Here is an 18020-nt window from a genome sequence, read left to right as displayed (position 1 = left end):
GCGCGCTTGTGTCGGAAGTCGTGCACGAGGGTGGGCCGTTCAGCCCTCGAAGCCGCGCTCGGCCAAAAGCGCCTCGATCCGGGCCCGGTGCGCCGCCTCCCACGTGTCGAGCGATTCGTCGGCCTCCTGCGCCGACTTCGTCCGGGCGTCCCGGAGTACCTGCTCGCGACGCGCGCCGGGTACGACCACCACGCCCTCCTCGTCGGCCACCACCACGTCGCCGGCCTCGACCCACACCCCGCCGCACCGTACGCGCCCGCCGAACGGCTCGACGGCCTGCTTCGTCCCCGGAATCGGGATGACGCCCCGCGCGAACACCGGAAAGCCCATCGCGCGCACCTCGCCGAGATCCCGGATCAGCCCGTCCGCCACGAACGCGGCGATCCCGCGACGTTGCGCGACGGCACACACGTTGCCACCGGCCAACGCGTGGTCCACGTCGCCCGATTCGACCACGACGACCGAACCGGGCTCGGCGCGGTGGATGGCCGCGTGCAACATCAGGTTGTCCCCCCTCGCACACCGCACGGTGAACGCCGGGCCGGCGACGCGCGGCATCGAGGGCCACAGCGGATGGATGCCGATGTCCATCACCTGGGCGCGGCCGAGCAGATCGGCGAGGGTGGTCGGCGAGATGTCCGCGAACCCGGCGACGTCGCCCATGGTGATCCCTTCGTTCGCACCGGCGGCCGGGGCCGGCCGCCGCCCGACGGCGGCGAGACTATCGAAGCCGCGCGCCGGGCGTCCGGAGCGGACCTACCGGCGAATGGCCATATCCGGGCCACTCTTTCGAGTGGAACAACCGCCGCGTTGCCGATCTTGTGCAGGCAAATCGCTACAACAAGAGCGGACCTGACACGGCGACTCTGGGGCAAAGCGATGACGTACACGGGAATCACGGCCGGACGACGCACGGCCGCGCTGGTGGTGGCGGCGACAAGCGTGGGTGCGCTGCTGTTCGCCCCGGCGACGAGCGCGGCGGCGCGGACGACGGGGGCGACGGGGGTCACCGAGGTCGGCGTGCAAACTCCGCTCCGGGATGCGATCACGGCGCTGCGGGTGGCCGACGAGGATCGCTCCGGCTACGACCGGGACGCGTTCCGGCACTGGATCGACGCCGACAAGGACGGGTGTTCGACGCGCGCGGAGGTACTCATCGAGGAGGCGGTCACGCCGCCCGAGATCGGCGCCAAGTGCGCGCTCACGGGCGGGCGTTGGTACTCGTACTACGAAGATGCCTACGTCGACGACGCGTCCGGGCTGGACATCGACCACATGGTGCCGCTGGCCGAGGCGTGGGACTCCGGCGCGTCCGCGTGGACGCCCAAGCAGCGTGAGCAGTACGCGAACGATCTGGACCAGCCTCGGGCGCTGGTCGCGGTGACGGCCAAGTACAACCGCTCGAAGTCCGACCAGGACCCGGGCACTTGGCTGCCGCCGTACGAGGGGGCTCGGTGTACGTACCTGACGGACTGGGTGACGGTGAAGACCAAGTACGACTTGACGGTCGATGCCACCGAACTCGCGACGCTGGAACGGCTGGGCGCGCAGTGTCCGAACGTGCCGATTTCGCCCGGCACGCGGTAGCGGCCTCTCGGCGGGCCGCGCCCGTGGCTCGTCTCGGCCTCGAACGCCGGCCGGGCCGGGGGTCGGCCGACCCTGTCCTCAAGCGCCGGACCGGCCGAGGCGAACCGGCCTTCGGCCTACCCCTGGCGGTTTCGCCAGCGTTCCATGATGTCGACGATTTCCGACTGGAGGAAGGCGAAGAATTCGGCGGATTCCTGGGCTCGGAGGCCGGCGGGGGTGTCCGGGCCCAGGGCGGTCGCGCCCTCGCGGAGGATGACCTCGAAGCGGGACAGGAGCTTGTCCCGCTCGCCGTAGGTCTCGTACCAGAGTTCGTCGTGCAGCCGGTAGCGGTCCCGACGCGAGCCGGGCTCGCGTTCGCGGTGGACCATCCGCACCTGGGACAGGTAGGCGATCGCCGACGACACCGCGGCCGGGCTGATCTGCAACGACTCGGCGAGTTCGGCGGACGTCATGCTCGCCGAGTCGGCCGCCAGCAGCGCGGCGAACACCCGCGCGGCCATCCGCTGCATGCCGGCATCGGCCAATTCGCTCGCGAAGCGTTCGATGTACCGAGCGACCTCGGCCTCGTTGCGCGCCGGCCCGTCGTCTCGCATTCGGGTCCCCTTCCGCTCGGGCTCTTCCGAGCATCGTCCAGCCATGATTCTTGACTTTTCCGAACTTCACAAGTTCCTGAAAGAAGCGTATGTTCTGAAACATGAACACGGCGATCAGCGTCACCGGTCTGCACAAGTCCTTCGGGCGCACCCATGCCCTCGACGGCCTCGACCTGCACGTCACGGCCGGTGAGGTACACGGCTTCCTCGGACCCAACGGGGCCGGGAAGTCCACCACCATCCGCGTCCTGCTCGGCCTGATCCGCGCCGATCGCGGCGACGTCAGCCTCCTGGGCGGCAACCCGTGGCGCGACGCCGTGGCCCTGCATCGCCGAGTCGCCTACGTCCCCGGCGACGTCACCCTGTGGCGCAACCTCAGCGGCGGCGAGGTGATCGACCTCTACGGCAAGCTGCGCGGCGGCCTGGATCCGGCCCGGCGCGCCGACCTGCTGGCCCGGTTCGAACTCGACCCGACCAAGAAGGGCCGTGCCTACTCCAAGGGCAACCGGCAGAAGGTGGCCCTGGTCGCCGCGTTCGCCTCCGACGTGGACCTGCTGATCCTGGACGAGCCCACGTCGGGCCTGGACCCGCTGATGGAGGACGTGTTCCGGGACTGCGTGCGCGAGGAGCGCGAGCGCGGTCGCACCGTACTGCTGTCCAGCCACATCCTGGCCGAGGTCGAGGCGCTGTGCGATCGGGTCAGCATCATCCGCAACGGCCGCACCGTCGAGTCGGGTTCGCTGGCCGAACTGCGGCACCTGAGTCGGACCACGGTCCGCGCCGAACTGCGCGGTCCCGGCGACGGCCTGGCCGACCTCCCGGGCGTGCACGACGTGACGGCGAGCAACGGCCACGTCGTGCTCCAAGTGGACAACGACCATCTGGACCCGGTGCTGCGCAAACTCGCCGAGATCGGCGTACGCGGCCTGGCCGGCAGCCCACCCACGCTGGAGGAACTCTTCCTGCGGCACTACCGCACCCGGGACACGGACGGCGGCACCGGCAACAACACCGACACCGCGGCGGTGGCCGCGCGATGACCACCGCCGCCCTCCCGCTGCCGCGCGGCGCCGCCCCGGGCGGCCCCCGCCACCTCGCCGGCACCGGCACCCTGATCCGCCTCGCGCTGCGCCGCGACCGGGTGCTGCTCCCGGTCTGGGTGTCGGCCCTGGCCGGCACCGTCTCCAGCGTCGAACGCTCCCTGGAGGGCCTGTACGGCACCACCGCCGAACGCGCCGACCTGGCCCGGGACATGAACGCCAACGGCTCGCTCCGGGCCCTGTACGGCGCCGTGTTCGGCGACTCGTACGGCGCCCTCACCGCGTGGCGGATCGGCGGCTACGCGGCGCTGTTGGCCGGCCTGATGAGCCTGATCATCGTGATCCGGCACTCCCGCGAGGAGGAGGAGACCGGCCGCCAGGAGGCCCTGTCGGCGGCGATGGTGGGCCGCCGGGCCCCGCTCACCGCGGCGCTGACCACCGCCACGCTGGCCAATGCGCTGCTCCTGGTGCTGTGCACGGCGATCCTGCTCGGCGCGGGCCAACCGGCGGCCGGCTCCCTCGCGTTCGGCCTCGCCGTCGCGCTGTCCGGCCTGGTGTTCGCCGCCGTCGCCGCGGTGACCGCGCAGCTCACCGAGAACGCCCGCCTGGCCAAGGGCATCGCCGGCGCCGTCCTGGGCGCCGCGTTCGTGCTGCGCGCCTCGGGCGACGCGGCCCGGGCGGCGGCCTCGGCGGGCAGCCATCCGCTGGTGTGGGCCTCGCCGTTGGGCTGGGCCGAGAACGTGCGGCCGTTCGCGGGCGACCGCTGGTGGGTGCTGGTCCTGCCGGTCGGCCTGATCGCCGGCTGCGTCGCACTCGCCTACACCCTCGCTGACCGGCGCGACCTGGGCGCCGGCTTCGTGCGACCACGCCCGGGGCCGGCACACGCACCCGCGTCGCTGGCCGGCGCGTACGGCCTGGCCTGGCGGCTGCAACGCGGCACGCTGTGCGCCTGGGCGGTCGGCTTCGCCCTGGCCGGCGCGGTGTTCGGCGGAATCGCCGACGGCGCGCAGGACATCGTCGGCGACAACACCGGGACCCGCGACCTGATCCGCCGGATGGGCGGCCATGTGGCGCTGACCGACGCGTTCCTGTCCACGATGGTGGGCATGCTCGGCCTGATCTGCGTGGTGTTCGGCGCCGGTGCCGTGTTGCGGCTGCGCGACGAGGAGACGAACGGCCGGGCCGAACCGCTGCTGGCGAACACCGTCGGCCGATTGCGCTGGGCGGGCGGGCACCTGCTGATCGCGTACGCCGGCCCGGTGCTGATCCTGGCCGCCGGCGGTCTCACGATGGGCCTGGCGTACGGGCTCACCGTCGGGGACGTGTCCGGCGAGCTGCCACGCATCCTGCTCGCCGCGCTGGCCCAACTCCCCGCCGTGTGGGTGCTGGTCGGGCTTGCCGTACTGGTCGTCGGCGCGCTGCCGAGGCTCGCCGCGGCGGTGTGGGGTCTGGTCGGGCTGGTGATCGCGCTCGGCTGGGTGGGGCCGGCGCTCAAGCTGCCGCAGGCGGTGCTGGACGTGTCGCCGTTCGGCCACCTGCCGAAGTTGCCCGGCGCCGACGTCACGGCCACGCCGTATCCGTGGCTGCTCGCCCTGGCCCTCGCGCTGCCGGCCGCGGGCCTGTTCGCACTGCGCGAGCGCGACCTGGACTGAGCCCGGGCCACGCCCTCCCGGGCCGGCCACGAACCCCGACCCGACCCCGCGCACCCGGGGCCGGCCACGAACTCGCACACGTACCCGGACACCAACCCGGGCCCGCGCTCCACCCGGGCCCTCACGAACCGGGCCCGGACTCGAACCCGGGCCCGCACCGAACCGGACCCGGACTCGAACCCGGGCCCGAGCCCGGATCCGGACTCGAACCCGGATCCGGGCCCCGGCGGCCGAGACTCTCCTCAAGTCTCGGCCGCCGGCTCCACGTTCGGCCCGGCCGCAGGCGCCGCCTCCCGCACGGCCGGGCGCCACATTCGGCCGCCCTCGGCAGCACGCCCCGCCCTTCAGCCCATCTCCTCCAGCGTCTTGCCCTTCGTCTCCTTGACGAACTTGAGCACGAACGGGATGGACAACACCGCGAAGCACGCGTACATCACGTACGTCGCCGACAGATTCCAGTCCGACAGCGTCGGGAACGTCACGGTGATCACCCAGTTGGCGATCCACTGCGCGGACGCGGCCACACCCAGGGCCGCCGCGCGGATCCGGTTCGGGAACATCTCCCCGAGGAAGACCCACACCACCACGCCCCACGACAGCGCGAAGAACAGCACGAACGAATGGGCCGCGATCAGCGCCACGGTGCCCTCGGTGTCCGGGAGCTTGATGCTCTTGCCCTGGCCGGTCCGGGCGGAGAAGGCCCACGCGACCAGGCCGAGGGAGAGCGCCATGCCGGTCGAGCCGACCAGCGCGAGCGGTTTGCGGCCCACTCGGTCGACCAACAAGATCGCGATGATCGTGCCGATGATGTTGATGATCGACGTGGTGAACGAGTACAGGAACGAGCTGTTCGGGTCGATGCCCACCGACTGCCACAACGAAGCCGAGTAGTAGAAGATCACGTTGATGCCGACCAGTTGCTGGAACACCGAGAGCCCGATGCCGACCCACACGATCGGCAGGAACAGGAATCCGCCGCCGCCCAGCAGGTCCTTGAACGTGGACTTGTGCTCGCGGCGCATCGCCTCCTTGATCTCGGCGACGCGCGCGTCCAGGTCGACCCGGTCGCTCTCCACCTCGGCGAGCACCTGCTTGGCCTGATCGATCCGGCCGACGGAGATCAGGAAGCGCGGCGACTCGGGGATGGTGAAGGTGAACAGGCCGTACAGCACGGCCGGCAGCACCATCACGCCGAGCATCACCTGCCACGCCTCCAGGCCGAAGACCAACGTGCCGCGCTGGTCGCCGTCGGCGAGGTTGAGAATGCCCCAGTTGACGAGCTGCGAGACCGCGATGCCGGTGACGATCGCGGCCTGCTGGAACGAGCCGAGCCGACCGCGATAGGCCGGCGGGGCGACCTCGGCGATGTAGGCCGGGCCGATCACCGAGGCCATCCCGATCGCCACCCCGCCGAGCACCCGCCACATGGCCAGGTCCCACAGCGCGAACGGCAGCGCCGAGCCGAGCGCGCTGACCGCGAACAGCACGGCGGCGATCTGCATCACCCGGATCCGGCCGATCCGGTCGGCGATCCGTCCGGCGATCGCCGCGCCGACCGCACAACCCACCAGCGCGGCGGCGACCACCTGGGCGAGCAGGCTGGAACCGGGCTCGAATTTGCCGCGGATGCCCTCGACCGCGCCGTTGATCACCGAACTGTCGTAGCCGAAGAGGAAGCCGCCCATCGCGGCGGCCGCGGTGATGAAGACGACGTGGCCCAGGTGCTCCGAGTAGGTGTCCCCGCTCGACTGCCCGGTCGCCGGTGTGCTGTCGGCCAATGCCGCCTCCTGCGGTCCGTGCACCGGTCCCGGGAGCCGGCGCAGTGGGTACAGTGCGGTGCGCTGCTGCAAAGAAGATGCCGGACCCTGAGAGTTGCCCGAGATCACCGGCCTAACCATGCGGATGCGCCCGGATGGCGCCCACCCATACGCCTGCGCGCCCCGCCGTCCGCCGGTACAGTCCGCCGAATGGGTGGAGGATGGTCGCGGTGGGGCGCGGTCCTGGTCGCGTGCGCGGTCGCCGCGCCGTTCGTGCTCGTGCTCGTCGTCCTGCTCGCGGTACGTCGGCCCCGCGTCGCGGTGCTCGCCGCGATGGTGCTGGGCACCCTGCCGTGGGTGTGGATGGTGCTGACCCCGGTCGGCTCCGGCCACACGCTCAGCCTGCTGCCGCTGCGCGACCTCGCGGCGGTGCTGCTCGGCGACCCGGCGACCGCGGTGGTCCAGGTCGGCGGCAATCTCGCGGTGTTCGCGGCCCTGGGCTTCCTGCTGCCGTTCCACGCGCCGCACTTCGCCGGTCGAACGGGCGCGTGGCGGATCGCCGGCCTGGCCGCGGGTGCGTCCGCCGCGATCGAAACGGCCCAGTGGTTGCTCGCGATCGGCCGGGTCTCGTCGGTGGACGACGTGCTCCTGAACACCGCCGGCGCGGTCATCGCGGCCGGGCTCTGCGCCGGGTGCCGAGCCGTCGCGCGGGGCGCGCATCCGCGCGCCGGTTGAGATTCGCGCCGATTCGCTTGCCCCGCAAGGGAAACGACCTTGGCGGACACCCTTGACAGTGCCGAGAGGGCGGGCCTAATTTCCTCTACAACTCTTAGGAAGGTTTCCTAACAGTGGCGAGAGGGAGAACCGCTGATGGCCGGTAGCACCGAGCGCGGCGCGGGAGCGTCCGGGCGGGAGCAGGCCGGGCGGCCGAGCCTCTTGCGGGCCATCAACGACCGGGCCGCGCTCGAACTCCTCTTGCGGCACGGGCGGCTGTCCCGGGGCCAGATCGGCTCGATGACGGGTTTGTCGAAGCCGACCGCCTCGCAGTTGCTCTCCCGCCTGGAGGCGGCCGGCCTGGTCGTCGGGGTGGGCACCACCGAGGGCGGCCGAGGACCCGGCGCCCAGCTCTACGAGATCAACCCGGCGGCGGGACACGTCGCGGGTCTGGACGTGACGCCCGCCCGGATCCGGGTGGCCATCGCCGATCTCACCGGACGGGTGGTGGGCGAACACGAACTGCCCACCCCACGAAGGGAAGCGGCCGACACGCCGGGCCGGATCCGGGACGCGGTGCGCGCCGCGGCCAAGCCCGCCGGGCTCGACCTCGCCGACCTCGCGCACGTGGTGATCGGCATCCCGGGCGCGTTCGACCCGACCACCGAACAGTTCCGCTACGGCCGCCATCTCGCGGGTTGGCACTCCCCCGGTGTGCTGGACCTCGTCCGCGAGGAACTCGGCCTGACCGTGGACGTGGAGAACGACGTCAACCTGGCCGCGCTCGCCGAGCAGCGGGACGGATCGGCCCGCGACGGGGGCGACTTCGTCCTGTTGTGGGTGGACGAGGGCATCGGCTGCGCGATCGTGCTCGGCGGCCGACTGCACCGAGGCTCCACCGGTGGCGCGGGCGAGGTCGGCTACATGCCGATGCCCGGCGCCCCGCTGCCGCACGACGTCAGCCGCCGCAACACCGGTGGCTTCCAGCAACTCGCGGGCGCGCCCGCCGTGTTGTCCCTGGCCCGCGCCTACGGGGTGGGCAGTCGTACCGCGCCGCAGGCCGTCGCCCGCGCCGTGCGCGCGACCGAATCGCGCGGCGGAGCCTTCCTCGACGAGTTGGCCAACCGGCTGGCGGTCGGCCTCGCGGTGATCGTCTCGGTGCTCGATCCGGGGCTCGTCGTGTTGTCGGGGGCCATCCCGATGGCCGGTGGCGAGGCGTTGCGCTCCCGCGTGGTCGACGAGTTGCACCGCCTCGCGATCCCGCGTCCGCGCGTCGTGCTCGGCGACGTGCCCGCCAATCCCGTCTCCACCGGCGCCGTGCACGCGGCGCTCGACGTCGCCCGCGACGTCGTCTTCACCACGACCTGACGCACTCCCGCCCGACCGGCGGCACATCCTCACTCGTCCGACCCGCACCGCACCCCGTCGCGGCGGGCCTCGGCCCGTTCGCGCGCTCTGTCGCTCGACCCGTACCACCGCAAGGCCCCCGGCGCCGCTCGTCCCGGCCGCGCCGTCGCCATCTCCGGAGGAGGACCCAGTGCACAGACTCCCACGGCTCCGTCGTTCCATCACGACCCTCGCGTGCGCCGCCACGCTCGCCCTGATGGCCTCCGCGTGCGCCGGCGACGACGGCGGCTCGGGAACCGGTGCCGAGGAGGCGCCCGACAAGAAGGTCACCATCACCTTCTGGCACGGCTGGAGCGCCGAGAGCGAGACCAAGGCGGTCGACGACCTGGTCGCCAAGTTCACCGCGAAGCACCCCAACATCAAGGTCAAGGTGGTCTCCAATGTCACCGACGACAAGATCACCCAGGGCATCCGCTCCGGCAAGGGCCCGGACGTGGTCTCCTCGTTCACCACCGACAACGTCGGCCAGTTCTGTACCTCGGGCTCGTGGACCGATCTGGCGCCGTGGCTGGCCAAGTCCAACATCGACCCCGCCACGACCTTCCCCAAGCCGGTTTTGGACTACACCCAGTTCCAGGGCAAGCGTTGCGCCCTGCCGCTGCTCGCCGACTCGTACGGGCTGTACTACAACAAGGACATGTTCGCCGCGGCGGGCATCACCCAGCCGCCGAAGACGTTCACCGAGCTGGCCGAGACCGCCAAGAAGCTCAACCAGTTGAACGGCGACGGGACGTTCAAGGTCGCCGGCTTCGTGCCGACCTTCCACGCCTACGAGTTCTCCGCCGCGCACACGCTGGCCCAGTTCGGTCCGACCTACCAGACGCCCGACGGCAAGTCGAACCTGTCCAAGGACCCGGTCGTCCCGCAGTTCTTCAACTGGCAGAAGCAATTCGTGGAGAGCCAGGGCGGGTTCGACAAGCTGGAGAAGTTCCGCACCACGTTCGGTGAGGAGTTCTCCGCCGAGAACCCGTTCATGAGCGGCAAGCTCGCGATGACCATGGACGGCGAGTGGCGCACCGCGATGCTCGCCCAGGACGCGCCGAACCTGAACTACGGCACCGCGCCGTTCCCGGTCCCGGACGACCAGCAGGACAAGTACGGCCGCAGCTACCTCACCGGCACCACCGTCGGCATCGCCAAGTCGAGCCACCACCAGGCCGCCGCTTGGGAGTTCGTCAAGTTCGTCACCACCGACACCGAGGCGCTGGTGGCGTTCTCGCAGGCGATCCACAACGTGCCCAGCACCAACGCCGCGCTGGCCGCGTCGCCGCTGGCGAACGACGAGCACTTCAAGCCGTTCATCGACGCCTTCAAGCACCCCGCCAGCAACACCACGCCCGCCAGCCCCAACGGCGGCAAGTACCAGGTCACCCTCTCCGAGTACGCCTACAAGTGGGAAGCCGGCCAGGGCGGCGACCTGACCAAGAGCCTGGCCGATCTGGACAAGCAGATCGACACCGACGTGGCCCAGGTCAAGTGATCCGATGACCACGACCGCTCCCGCGGCGGCGGAGGTCCCGGCGGCGCTGCGCAGGCAGCGCCGCCGGCGGAACCTGCGCACGCTCGCCTTTCTTTCCCCGTGGCTGATCGGCTTCACGGTCTTCTTCGCGTATCCGCTCTGCGCGACCGTGTACTACTCGTTCACCCGCTACGACCTGATCAACGCGCCGGTCTGGGTGGGCCTGCGCAACTGGAACTACGTGCTCAACGACTACCCGCCGCTGTGGCAGGCGTTGCGCAACACGCTGTGGCTGGTCGTGGTGATGGTCACCTTGCGGGTGATCTTCGGCCTGGGGCTGGGCATGTTGGCGATCCGGCTCAAGCGCGGCGGCGGGCTCTTCCGCACGCTGTCCTACCTGCCCTACCTGGCCCCGCCGGTGGCCGCCACGATCGGCTTCGCGTTCCTGCTCAACCCGGGTACCGGTCCGGTCAACCACCTGCTCGGCAACGTCGGTATCCCGCAGCCCGGTTGGTTCAACGACCCGGACTGGTCCAAGCCCGCGCTCACCCTGCTCGCACTGTGGGGCATCGGCGATCTGCTGGTGATCTTCACCGCGTCGCTGCTGGACGTGCCGCGCGAGCAGTACGAGGCGGCCGAGTTGGACGGCGTCGGGCCGTGGCAGCGCTTTCGGTACGTGACCTGGCCGGCGATCACCCCGGTGGTGCTGTTCGCCGTGGTCACCGGCGTGATCCAGACCATGCAGTACTACACCCAGGCGATGGTGGCCGGAAAGGTCGCGAGCGGCATCATCGGCAACTCCGGCCAGTCGTTCGAACCGGGCTATCCGCAGGGCACCACGCTGACGCTGCCGCAACTGGTCTACGAGGAAGGGTTCTCCACCTTCAACACGGGTGCGGCGTGTGTGATCTCGCTGCTCCTGTTCGTGATCGCGATGGCGTTCACCTTCCTGCTGCTGCGTCGCCGCTCGGGTCTGCTCGACGACGACTGAGAGTCGGGCCGAATCCCGCCCGCACTCGCCACCGGCGTTGGAACTCCCTTGCCGGTAAACCCAGTTCGACGATCCACCGTGCCCAGAAGGGATCGGATCCATGGCCCAGACCGTCACGGCCGAGGCCGTCGGCATCGCGCCGCCGCTCGCGCCCGCCCGGACGCCGCCGCGCCCACACCGGCGCAAGCGCGTACTGACCTGGATCGGCGTGCACACGCTCGCCGTCACCGCCGTACTGTTCTTCATCCTGCCGTTCGTGTTCCTGTTCCTGACCTCGGTGATGAGCAACAAGCAGGCGCTGACCAGCGACCTGTGGCCCACCTCGTGGGAGTGGGGCAACTACACCAAGGTGATGGAGACTCCGGGCTTCGGCACCTGGTGGCGCAACACGCTGCTGTACGCCGGCCTGGGCACCCTGTTCACCGTCGTCTCCAGCCTGCCGGTGGCCTACGCGCTGGCCAAGTTCCGGTTCCGCTTCCGGGGCGTGGCGCTGATGATGGTGATCTCCTCGATGATGTTGCCGCCGCAGGTGATCATCATCCCGATGTACATCTTCTGGGCCAAGCAGATGCATCTGAGCGGGACGCTCTGGCCGTTGATCATCCCGATGGCCTTCGGCGACGCGTTCACCATCTTCCTGCTTCGTCAGTTCCTGCTCACCATCCCGTCCGAATACCTGGACGCGGCCCGGGTGGACGGGTGCGGCGAGCTGCGCATCCTGATCTCGATCGTGCTGCCGATGATCCGGCCGGCGATCGCGGCGGTGGCGCTGTTCCAGTTCTTCTACTGCTGGAACGACTACTTCGGTCCACAGGTGTACGCGTCCGAGAATCCGGGCGCATGGACCCTGTCCTACGGCCTGGAGTCGTTCAAGGGCGCACACCAGGTCAATTGGAATCTCATGATGGCCGCCACGCTCCTTGTGATGGCGCCGGTGATCCTCGTGTTCTTCTTCGCCCAGAAGGCGTTCATCGAGGGCGTGACTTTGACGGGAGTAAAGGGTTGAAGCTCGCTGTGGTGGGCGGTGGGTCCACGTACACGCCCGAACTGGCGGACGGCCTGGGCCGGTTGCGCAAATCCTTGCCGGTCGACGAGCTGGTGCTCGTGGACCCGGCGATCGAACGGCTGGAGCCGGTGGGCGCGGTGGTGCGGCGCATCCTGGCCCGGTACGGCCACCCGGCCCGGGTGGTGCTGACCGACGACCTGGACGCGGGGGTCGAGGACTGCGACGCGGTGCTCTTCCAGCTCCGGGTGGGCGGTCAGGAGGCCCGCGCGCAGGACGAGGAATGGCCACTGGACTGCGGCTGCGTGGGGCAGGAGACCACCGGCGCGGGTGGCCTGGCCAAGGCGCTGCGCACGGTGCCGGTGGTGCTGGACGCGGCCGAACGGGTGCGCCGGGCCGCGCCGAACGCGTGGATCGTGGACTTCACCAACCCGGTGGGCATCGTCACCCGCGCGCTGCTGGACGCCGGCCACCGCGCGGTGGGCCTGTGCAACGTCGCGATCGGCTTCCAGCGCCGGTTCGCCGCGATGCTCGACGTCGCGCCGGAGCGGCTGCGGCTGGACCACGTCGGGCTCAACCACCTGACCTGGGAACGCGGTTTGTACCTGCTGGACGAGCACGGCGAGCCGGGTCCGGACCTGATGTCGACGCTGCTGGCCGAGCACGGTCCGGCGATCGCCGAGGACCTCGAACTGCCGGTCGAACTGCTGCGCGCGCAGGGCACCGTGCCGTCCTACTACCTGCGCTACTTCTACGCGCACGACGCGGTGGTTTCCGCCCAGCGGCACAGCGCCTCCCGCGCCCAACAGGTGGCCGCGATCGAGCGCGAACTGCTGGAGCTGTACGCGGATCCGACCCTGGACACCAAGCCGGAGCTGCTGGAACGCCGGGGCGGGGCCTACTACTCGGAGGCGGCGGTGGCCCTGGTGGCCGCGCTGCTGGGCACGAGCACCGAGGAGAGCGACCGGGTCCAGATCGCCGACGTGCGCAACAACGGCACGTTGCCCTTCCTGCCGGACGACGCGGTGATCGAGGTGCCGTCGCGGATCGACGCGAACGGCGCGACGCCGCTGCCGGTGGCGCCGCTGGGGCCGCTGCACTCCGGGTTGATCGCGCACGTGGCGGCGTACGAGGAACTCGCGCTGGACGCCGCGTTGCGCGGTGGGCGCGATCGAGTGGTCACCGCGTTGCTCGCGCATCCGCTGGTCGGACAGTACGACATCGCCGAGGCACTCGCCGATCGGCTGCTCGCGGCGGGCAAGGAGCACCTGCCGTGGGCCCGGTGACGGAGGGCGGGGCCGAGTCCTCCGGATCGGCCCCGGCCGTGCTCGCGATCGACGCGGGCAACTCCAAGACCGACGTCGCGGTGGTCGACGCGGACGGTCGGGTCTGGGGGCGCGGTCGGGGCGCGGGCTACGCGCCGTACCAACTCGGCCAGGACGCGGCGGTCGAGCGGATCGCCTCACTGGTCGAGGAGGTGTTGCGGTCGGCCGCGGGGGCCGGACCGGTGGAGCACGTCGCGGCGTATCTGGCCAACATCGACCTGCCGGTGGAGGAGTTGCAGCTCCGCAAGGAGTTCGAGGACCGGGGCTGGGCCCGGACGGTCACCGTCGGCAACGACACGTTCGCGGTGTTGCGCTCGGGCACGGGCGCGCCGCGCGGGGTCGCGGTGGTGTGCGGGGCCGGGATCAACTGCGTGGGCCTGCTGCCGGACGGGCGGACCGCGCGATTCCCGGCGCTGGGGCGGATGACCGGCGACTGGGGCGGCGGGCTGGGCCTGATGGAGGAGGTGATGTGGTCGTCGGTCCGGGCCGAGGACGGTCGGGGACCGGCGACCGCGTTGGCCGAGGCGACGGCCGGGCATTTCGGCCTGGAGTCGGCGACCGCGGTGGCCGAGGCGGTGCATCTGGGCGAGTTGGCGAGCGAGCGGCTGCACGAGCTGGTCCCGCTGTTGTTCCGGATCGCCGACGGTGGGGACGCGGTGGCGGGCGAGGTGGTCGAGCGCCAGGCCGGGGAGATCGCGGTGATGGCGGTGACCGCGCTGGGTCGGCTCGACCTGCTGGCGGAGGAGGCGGACGTCGTGCTGGGCGGCGGGGTCCTGGCGGCGCAGCCCCCGATGTTGATGGCGGCGGTCTCCCGGCTGATCCTGCGCTCCGCGCCGCGCGCGGTGTTGCGGGTGGCGGTGGATCCGCCGGTCGTGGGCGCCGCGTTGCTGGGCCTGGATCGGCTGCGCGCGGACGGACGGGCGCCGGCGGATCCGACGGGCGTGGCGGAGCGGCTGCTGCGCACGGGGTGGACGCGTCCGGCCTGATCCGGGGGGTGTCGGGCGGGTGGGCAGGCGCCGATGGTCGCCGTGGCCTTCCCGACCCGGCCGCCGCGTCCCCGAGGTGCCCGGGGGCCCGCGGGTCGCATACGATCCCGGCGGGGCGGGACCATCCGCGACGGGGCCCACAGGATGCGGACGAGGACGACGGTGGGCGATTTCGCGTGATCGAGGGTTCGATATCGGGGTTGACCCGTGATCGCGCGACCTGGCTGCTGTATCTGCACATGGCGGCGTTCGGCTACTTCCTGTACTGCTTCGGGCCGTCGGTCACGCTGCTCGGCGACGACCTGGGCGTGAGCAACGCGGTGGCGGCGCTGCACAGTACGGCGTACGCGGCGGCCGGCGTGTTGATCGCGCTGCTCGGCGATCGGCCGATGCGGCGGTTCGGGCGCGGGCGCACGTTGTGGGCGGGCTGTGTGTTGTTGAGCGCGGGCGTGTTGGCGTACTGCGCGGCCGGGACGCCGGCGGTGTCGCTGAGCGCGGCGCTGCTGTGTGGGTTCGGCGCGTTCCTGGTGGTCAACGTGGCCGGCACGGCACTGGCGGACCACCACGGCCCGATCGCCGGTCCGAGCGCCCTGAGCGAGGCCAACGGGCTCGCGGCCGGCGTCGGGATGGCCGCGCCGCTGCTGATCGGCGTGATGGACTCGTCCGGGCCGGGCTGGCGCTGGGCGATGTTGCTGGTCCCGGTGCTCTTCGGCGCCCTGGCGGTGGGCTTCGGGCGGACGCGGGTGCCGGACCTGGTCGCCGCGCCCCCGTCGCCGTCGCCGTCGCCGTCGGCTGGTGGGTCGCTGCCCGCCGCGTATTGGTGGGCCTGGTTGTTGACGGTGTGCTCGGTGGGGGTCGAGTTCTCGCTGTCGTTGTGGGCCTCGACGCTGCTGCGTGATCGCACCGGGATGTCCGAGGGTGCCGCCGCCACCGCGATGACCGCCGTGGTGGCCGGCCTGTGCCTGGGCCGGCTGGCGGGCGGGCGGCTCGCGCTGCGCCTCCCGTTGCAGCGGCTGTACGGCGGCGCGGTCGCGGTGAACCTGGTCGGCTTCGCACTGTTCTGGTCGGCCACGGTCCCCTGGCTCGCCTACCTCGGCCTGTTCGTCTCCGGCCTGGGCATGTCCGTACAGTTCCCGCTGGCCACCGCCGCCGCGATCCGCGCCGCCGACGGCCGAGCCGACCTCGCCGTCTCCCGCCTGGCCGTGGCCACCACCCTCGCCGCCGGCGGCGCCCCCTTCCTCCTCGGCCTCGCCACCGACCTGATGCCCACCCGCGCCGCCTTCCTGCTGCTCCCCATCCTCCTTCTGGCTTCCCTCCCCCTCCTCCGAAAAGCCACCCACCCCCACCCCTGACCCGACCACAGGCGTCGGCACACCGGATGGGCCAGCGCGGGGCGCGGTCGTAAAACGCACGGCGGTCGAGCACGAACCAGGCGCGGACCGGGCGCAGGGCGGGCCGGGCGTGGGCCGGGCGTGGGCGTCAAGCAGGTGGGCCAGGCACAGACGTGGGCCATGGGCGCGGGGATCGGGCCAGGCAAGAAGCTCGGGCGCAGTCGTCGGGCGTCAGCAGCGAGCGCCTGCGTCGAGCGTGGGGCGTGGGGCGTGGGCCAGGGCTGACGACGGGCGTGTGGGAGTCCGGCGCGGGCGTCGGGGGGGGTTGGGGTCAGGGGCGGGCGAGGGTGGCTGCGGTGGTGGCTGCGGTGAGGACCGCGTGCGTGCGGGGCCATGGGAGGGGGGAGGGGGCGCCGGCGGCCATGGCGAGTACGGCGCGCATGGTGGCTCGGTAGCCGAGGGCCTCCTGCCAGTCGGAGCCGCCGAGACGGGCGGTCTCGACGCCGTCCTCGGTCTGTACGGCCACCTCGTAGACCTCGTCGCCGCCCACCCCGGCGACCTCGATCGTGCCCACGCGCCCGTCCGGCCAGCCGAGCATGATCGCGCCGACGTCCTCCGAGCGGGTGGTCGGGTGGACCAGGACCGAACCGATGGCGGCCAGCACCCGCGCGCCGGGGCCGGCCACCGCGTCCAGGAGTTCGGCGCCGTGCAGGCCGAGCGAGACCAGCGTGCCGCCGCCCTCGGCCGGGTCGTCCTGCCAGGCGCGCTCCGGTGTCAGAAAGCCGGCGATGTCGTGCCGGACCAGCGCCCGGGCACTCAACACCCGGCGGCCCGCGATGCGTTCGGCCAACTCCGTCACGGCCGGCGCGAAGCGCAACACGGACGTGGTCAGGAAACGTTCCTCGTACCCGGTCACGGCCCGGTGCAACTCGGCGAGCGCGGCGACCGAGGAGGCGGCCGGCTTGTTCACGAAGCACGGTACGCCGGCCCGCAGGATCCGGGCGACGGTGTCCGCGATCAGCGCCGGCCGCACGGTCACCACCACGGCGTCCGGCCGGCGGTCGAGCAACTCCGTGAGCGATCCGGCCGATTCACACTCGTGCCGCTCCCGAAAGGCCGCGAATCGCTCCGGCTCCCCCGCCGCCCAACCATCGATCCGCGTCACCCCCAGGTCACGGGCCACACCCGCATCGGTGAACGGATGGCTGTGCGCGAATCCGGCAAACCCAAGACGCATGGCCCGGACGTCCCTTCGAACAACGATCAAGTCGCCCCGACCCTAGCCCCGCCCCATCACCCCCTCACCCCACCCCCACCGCGCCGGCCCACACCACAACGCCACAACGCGTTCACACAGAGACAACACCACCACGCACCCACGAACAGAACGCCATGAAACGCTCACCACAGTCGGGCAGGGCAGGCGGCCGGGCACAAGCGGGCAGGCGGGGCAACGCGGGCGGCAGTCCCCCAGCCCGCACCCTGCGCAGTGCCGCGCCGCCCGACCCAGCGCCGAGCCGGGGAGTGGGTCGTGTGTGGGGGTGGTGAGTGGGTAAGCGCTGACTACGGGGGAATTGTCGCCCTCCGGACAAGAAGGATGACGCCATGTTCCTTCTGGGACTGTTGCTTGCCGGCTGTGCCGCAGCGTTCGCGGCTCTGCTGATCGCCTACAACACATCGGGCGGACCCGAGTACACGGTGAGCATCTTCGATACCGACATGGTCACGCTCAACTCGCTGGCGATCTTCTGTTCGGGCCTCGCATTGGCCCTGATCTTCGGCATCGGCCTGCTCATGATCGGCAGCAGGGCCCGAATGGGCCGGGCCCGCCACAACCGTGACCGGCGCGCCGTCGACCGGGCCATCCTCGAACGCAACACCGCGACCGCCCGCCAGGACGCGGCCATGGCGCGCGAGCGGGCCGCACAGGCCGAGGCCCGCGCCGACCGCCTCCAGTACGAACCCACCGCCGACGACGAAACCGGCACCACCTGGTCCGCGGACCCCGCCGCCCAACCCCGGACCCGCAGCGAACCCGGCGGCGCCCACCGCACCTTCCCGAGCGACAAGTAACCAACCGACCGCGCCGAAGGCCCTCGCCCGCCGACGAGGGCCTGGTCAGGTCGTGGAACAGCGGCAGGATCAACGAGTCGCGGGTCAACCGCTCGGTGGCGG

The 18020-nt window shown here is 71.6% G+C and carries 16 protein-coding genes; 12 read left to right on the top strand and 4 right to left on the bottom strand.

Going from position 1 to position 18020, the window contains the following annotated elements:
• Nucleotides 1-39 precede the first annotated feature (39 nt).
• Nucleotides 40-663 carry an RraA family protein gene (locus tag ABZ374_RS43235; RefSeq protein WP_360323135.1) on the bottom strand — a complete coding sequence of 208 codons (624 nt, stop codon included), beginning with the start codon at nt 661-663 and terminating at the stop codon, nt 40-42.
• Nucleotides 664-879: 216 nt separating this feature from the next.
• On the opposite strand from ABZ374_RS43235, the gene ABZ374_RS43230 reads away from it, so the two are divergent.
• Nucleotides 880-1587 carry a DUF1524 domain-containing protein gene (locus ABZ374_RS43230; RefSeq protein ID WP_360323133.1) on the top strand — a complete coding sequence of 236 codons (708 nt, stop codon included), beginning with the start codon at nt 880-882 and terminating at the stop codon, nt 1585-1587.
• A 116-nt stretch (nt 1588-1703) separates the two neighbouring features.
• On the opposite strand, the gene ABZ374_RS43225 is transcribed toward ABZ374_RS43230, so the two are convergent.
• Nucleotides 1704-2180, bottom strand: coding sequence for a MarR family transcriptional regulator (locus ABZ374_RS43225; RefSeq protein ID WP_360323131.1), 477 nt, complete (start codon nt 2178-2180; stop codon nt 1704-1706).
• A 101-nt stretch (nt 2181-2281) separates the two neighbouring features.
• Here ABZ374_RS43225 and ABZ374_RS43220 point away from each other — a divergent pair, with 101 nt between their 5' ends.
• Together ABZ374_RS43220 and ABZ374_RS43215 are read left to right on the top strand one after the other, a co-directional pair.
• Entirely contained in the window at nt 2282-3220 is a 939-nt protein-coding gene (locus ABZ374_RS43220) for an ABC transporter ATP-binding protein (RefSeq protein ID WP_360323129.1), read from the top strand.
• Nucleotides 3217-4872 carry an ABC transporter permease gene (locus ABZ374_RS43215; RefSeq protein WP_360323127.1) on the top strand — a complete coding sequence of 552 codons (1656 nt, stop codon included), beginning with the start codon at nt 3217-3219 and terminating at the stop codon, nt 4870-4872. Before ABZ374_RS43220 ends, ABZ374_RS43215 begins: the two co-directional genes overlap by 4 nt.
• Nucleotides 4873-5216: 344 nt before the next feature.
• On the opposite strand, the gene ABZ374_RS43210 is transcribed toward ABZ374_RS43215, so the two are convergent.
• Nucleotides 5217-6650: a sugar porter family MFS transporter gene (locus tag ABZ374_RS43210; RefSeq protein ID WP_360323125.1), complete on the bottom strand. Its 1434-nt coding sequence runs from the start codon at nt 6648-6650 to the stop codon at nt 5217-5219.
• 189 nt (nt 6651-6839) lie between these two features.
• Between ABZ374_RS43210 and ABZ374_RS43205 the strand changes: the two genes are divergently transcribed.
• The 8 genes from ABZ374_RS43205 to ABZ374_RS43170 all read left to right on the top strand — a co-directional run bounded on the left by ABZ374_RS43205 (nt 6840) and on the right by ABZ374_RS43170 (nt 15866).
• Entirely contained in the window at nt 6840-7364 is a 525-nt protein-coding gene (locus ABZ374_RS43205; RefSeq protein ID WP_360323123.1) for a VanZ family protein, read from the top strand.
• A gap of 135 nt (nt 7365-7499) precedes the next feature.
• Complete coding sequence (locus ABZ374_RS43200; protein WP_360323121.1) at nt 7500-8711, top strand: ROK family transcriptional regulator; 1212 nt, start codon at nt 7500-7502, stop codon at nt 8709-8711.
• 235 nt (nt 8712-8946) lie between these two features.
• Entirely contained in the window at nt 8947-10230 is a 1284-nt protein-coding gene (locus ABZ374_RS43195) for an ABC transporter substrate-binding protein (protein ID WP_360323155.1), read from the top strand.
• Nucleotides 10231-10234: 4 nt separating this feature from the next.
• The gene (locus ABZ374_RS43190; RefSeq protein ID WP_360323119.1) at nt 10235-11200 is read left to right on the top strand and encodes a sugar ABC transporter permease; all 966 of its coding nucleotides are present in this window, start codon (nt 10235-10237) and stop codon (nt 11198-11200) included.
• Nucleotides 11201-11300: 100 nt separating this feature from the next.
• Nucleotides 11301-12206, top strand: a complete 906-nt coding sequence (locus ABZ374_RS43185; protein WP_360323117.1) for a carbohydrate ABC transporter permease — start codon at nt 11301-11303, stop codon at nt 12204-12206.
• The gene (locus ABZ374_RS43180; protein WP_360323115.1) at nt 12203-13489 is read left to right on the top strand and encodes a 6-phospho-beta-glucosidase; all 1287 of its coding nucleotides are present in this window, start codon (nt 12203-12205) and stop codon (nt 13487-13489) included. The genes ABZ374_RS43185 and ABZ374_RS43180 overlap by 4 nt, the downstream gene beginning before the upstream one ends.
• Entirely contained in the window at nt 13477-14514 is a 1038-nt protein-coding gene (locus ABZ374_RS43175; RefSeq protein WP_360323113.1) for a BadF/BadG/BcrA/BcrD ATPase family protein, read from the top strand. Before ABZ374_RS43180 ends, ABZ374_RS43175 begins: the two co-directional genes overlap by 13 nt.
• A gap of 200 nt (nt 14515-14714) precedes the next feature.
• Nucleotides 14715-15866 (top strand): MFS transporter, encoded by a 1152-nt coding sequence (locus ABZ374_RS43170; protein ID WP_360323111.1) that lies wholly within the window; start codon nt 14715-14717, stop codon nt 15864-15866.
• Nucleotides 15867-16176: 310 nt separating this feature from the next.
• On the opposite strand, the gene ABZ374_RS43165 is transcribed toward ABZ374_RS43170, so the two are convergent.
• The gene (locus ABZ374_RS43165; RefSeq protein ID WP_360323109.1) at nt 16177-17082 is read right to left on the bottom strand and encodes a Gfo/Idh/MocA family oxidoreductase; all 906 of its coding nucleotides are present in this window, start codon (nt 17080-17082) and stop codon (nt 16177-16179) included.
• 368 nt (nt 17083-17450) lie between these two features.
• Between ABZ374_RS43165 and ABZ374_RS43160 the strand changes: the two genes are divergently transcribed.
• Nucleotides 17451-17918 carry a hypothetical protein gene (locus ABZ374_RS43160; protein ID WP_360323107.1) on the top strand — a complete coding sequence of 156 codons (468 nt, stop codon included), beginning with the start codon at nt 17451-17453 and terminating at the stop codon, nt 17916-17918.
• Nucleotides 17919-18020 lie beyond the last annotated feature (102 nt).

Origin of the sequence: Embleya sp. NPDC005971 (genome assembly GCF_040629175.1) — a bacterium.
Classification (GTDB): domain Bacteria; phylum Actinomycetota; class Actinomycetes; order Streptomycetales; family Streptomycetaceae; genus Embleya.
This window is presented reverse-complemented; position numbering and strand designations above follow the sequence as displayed.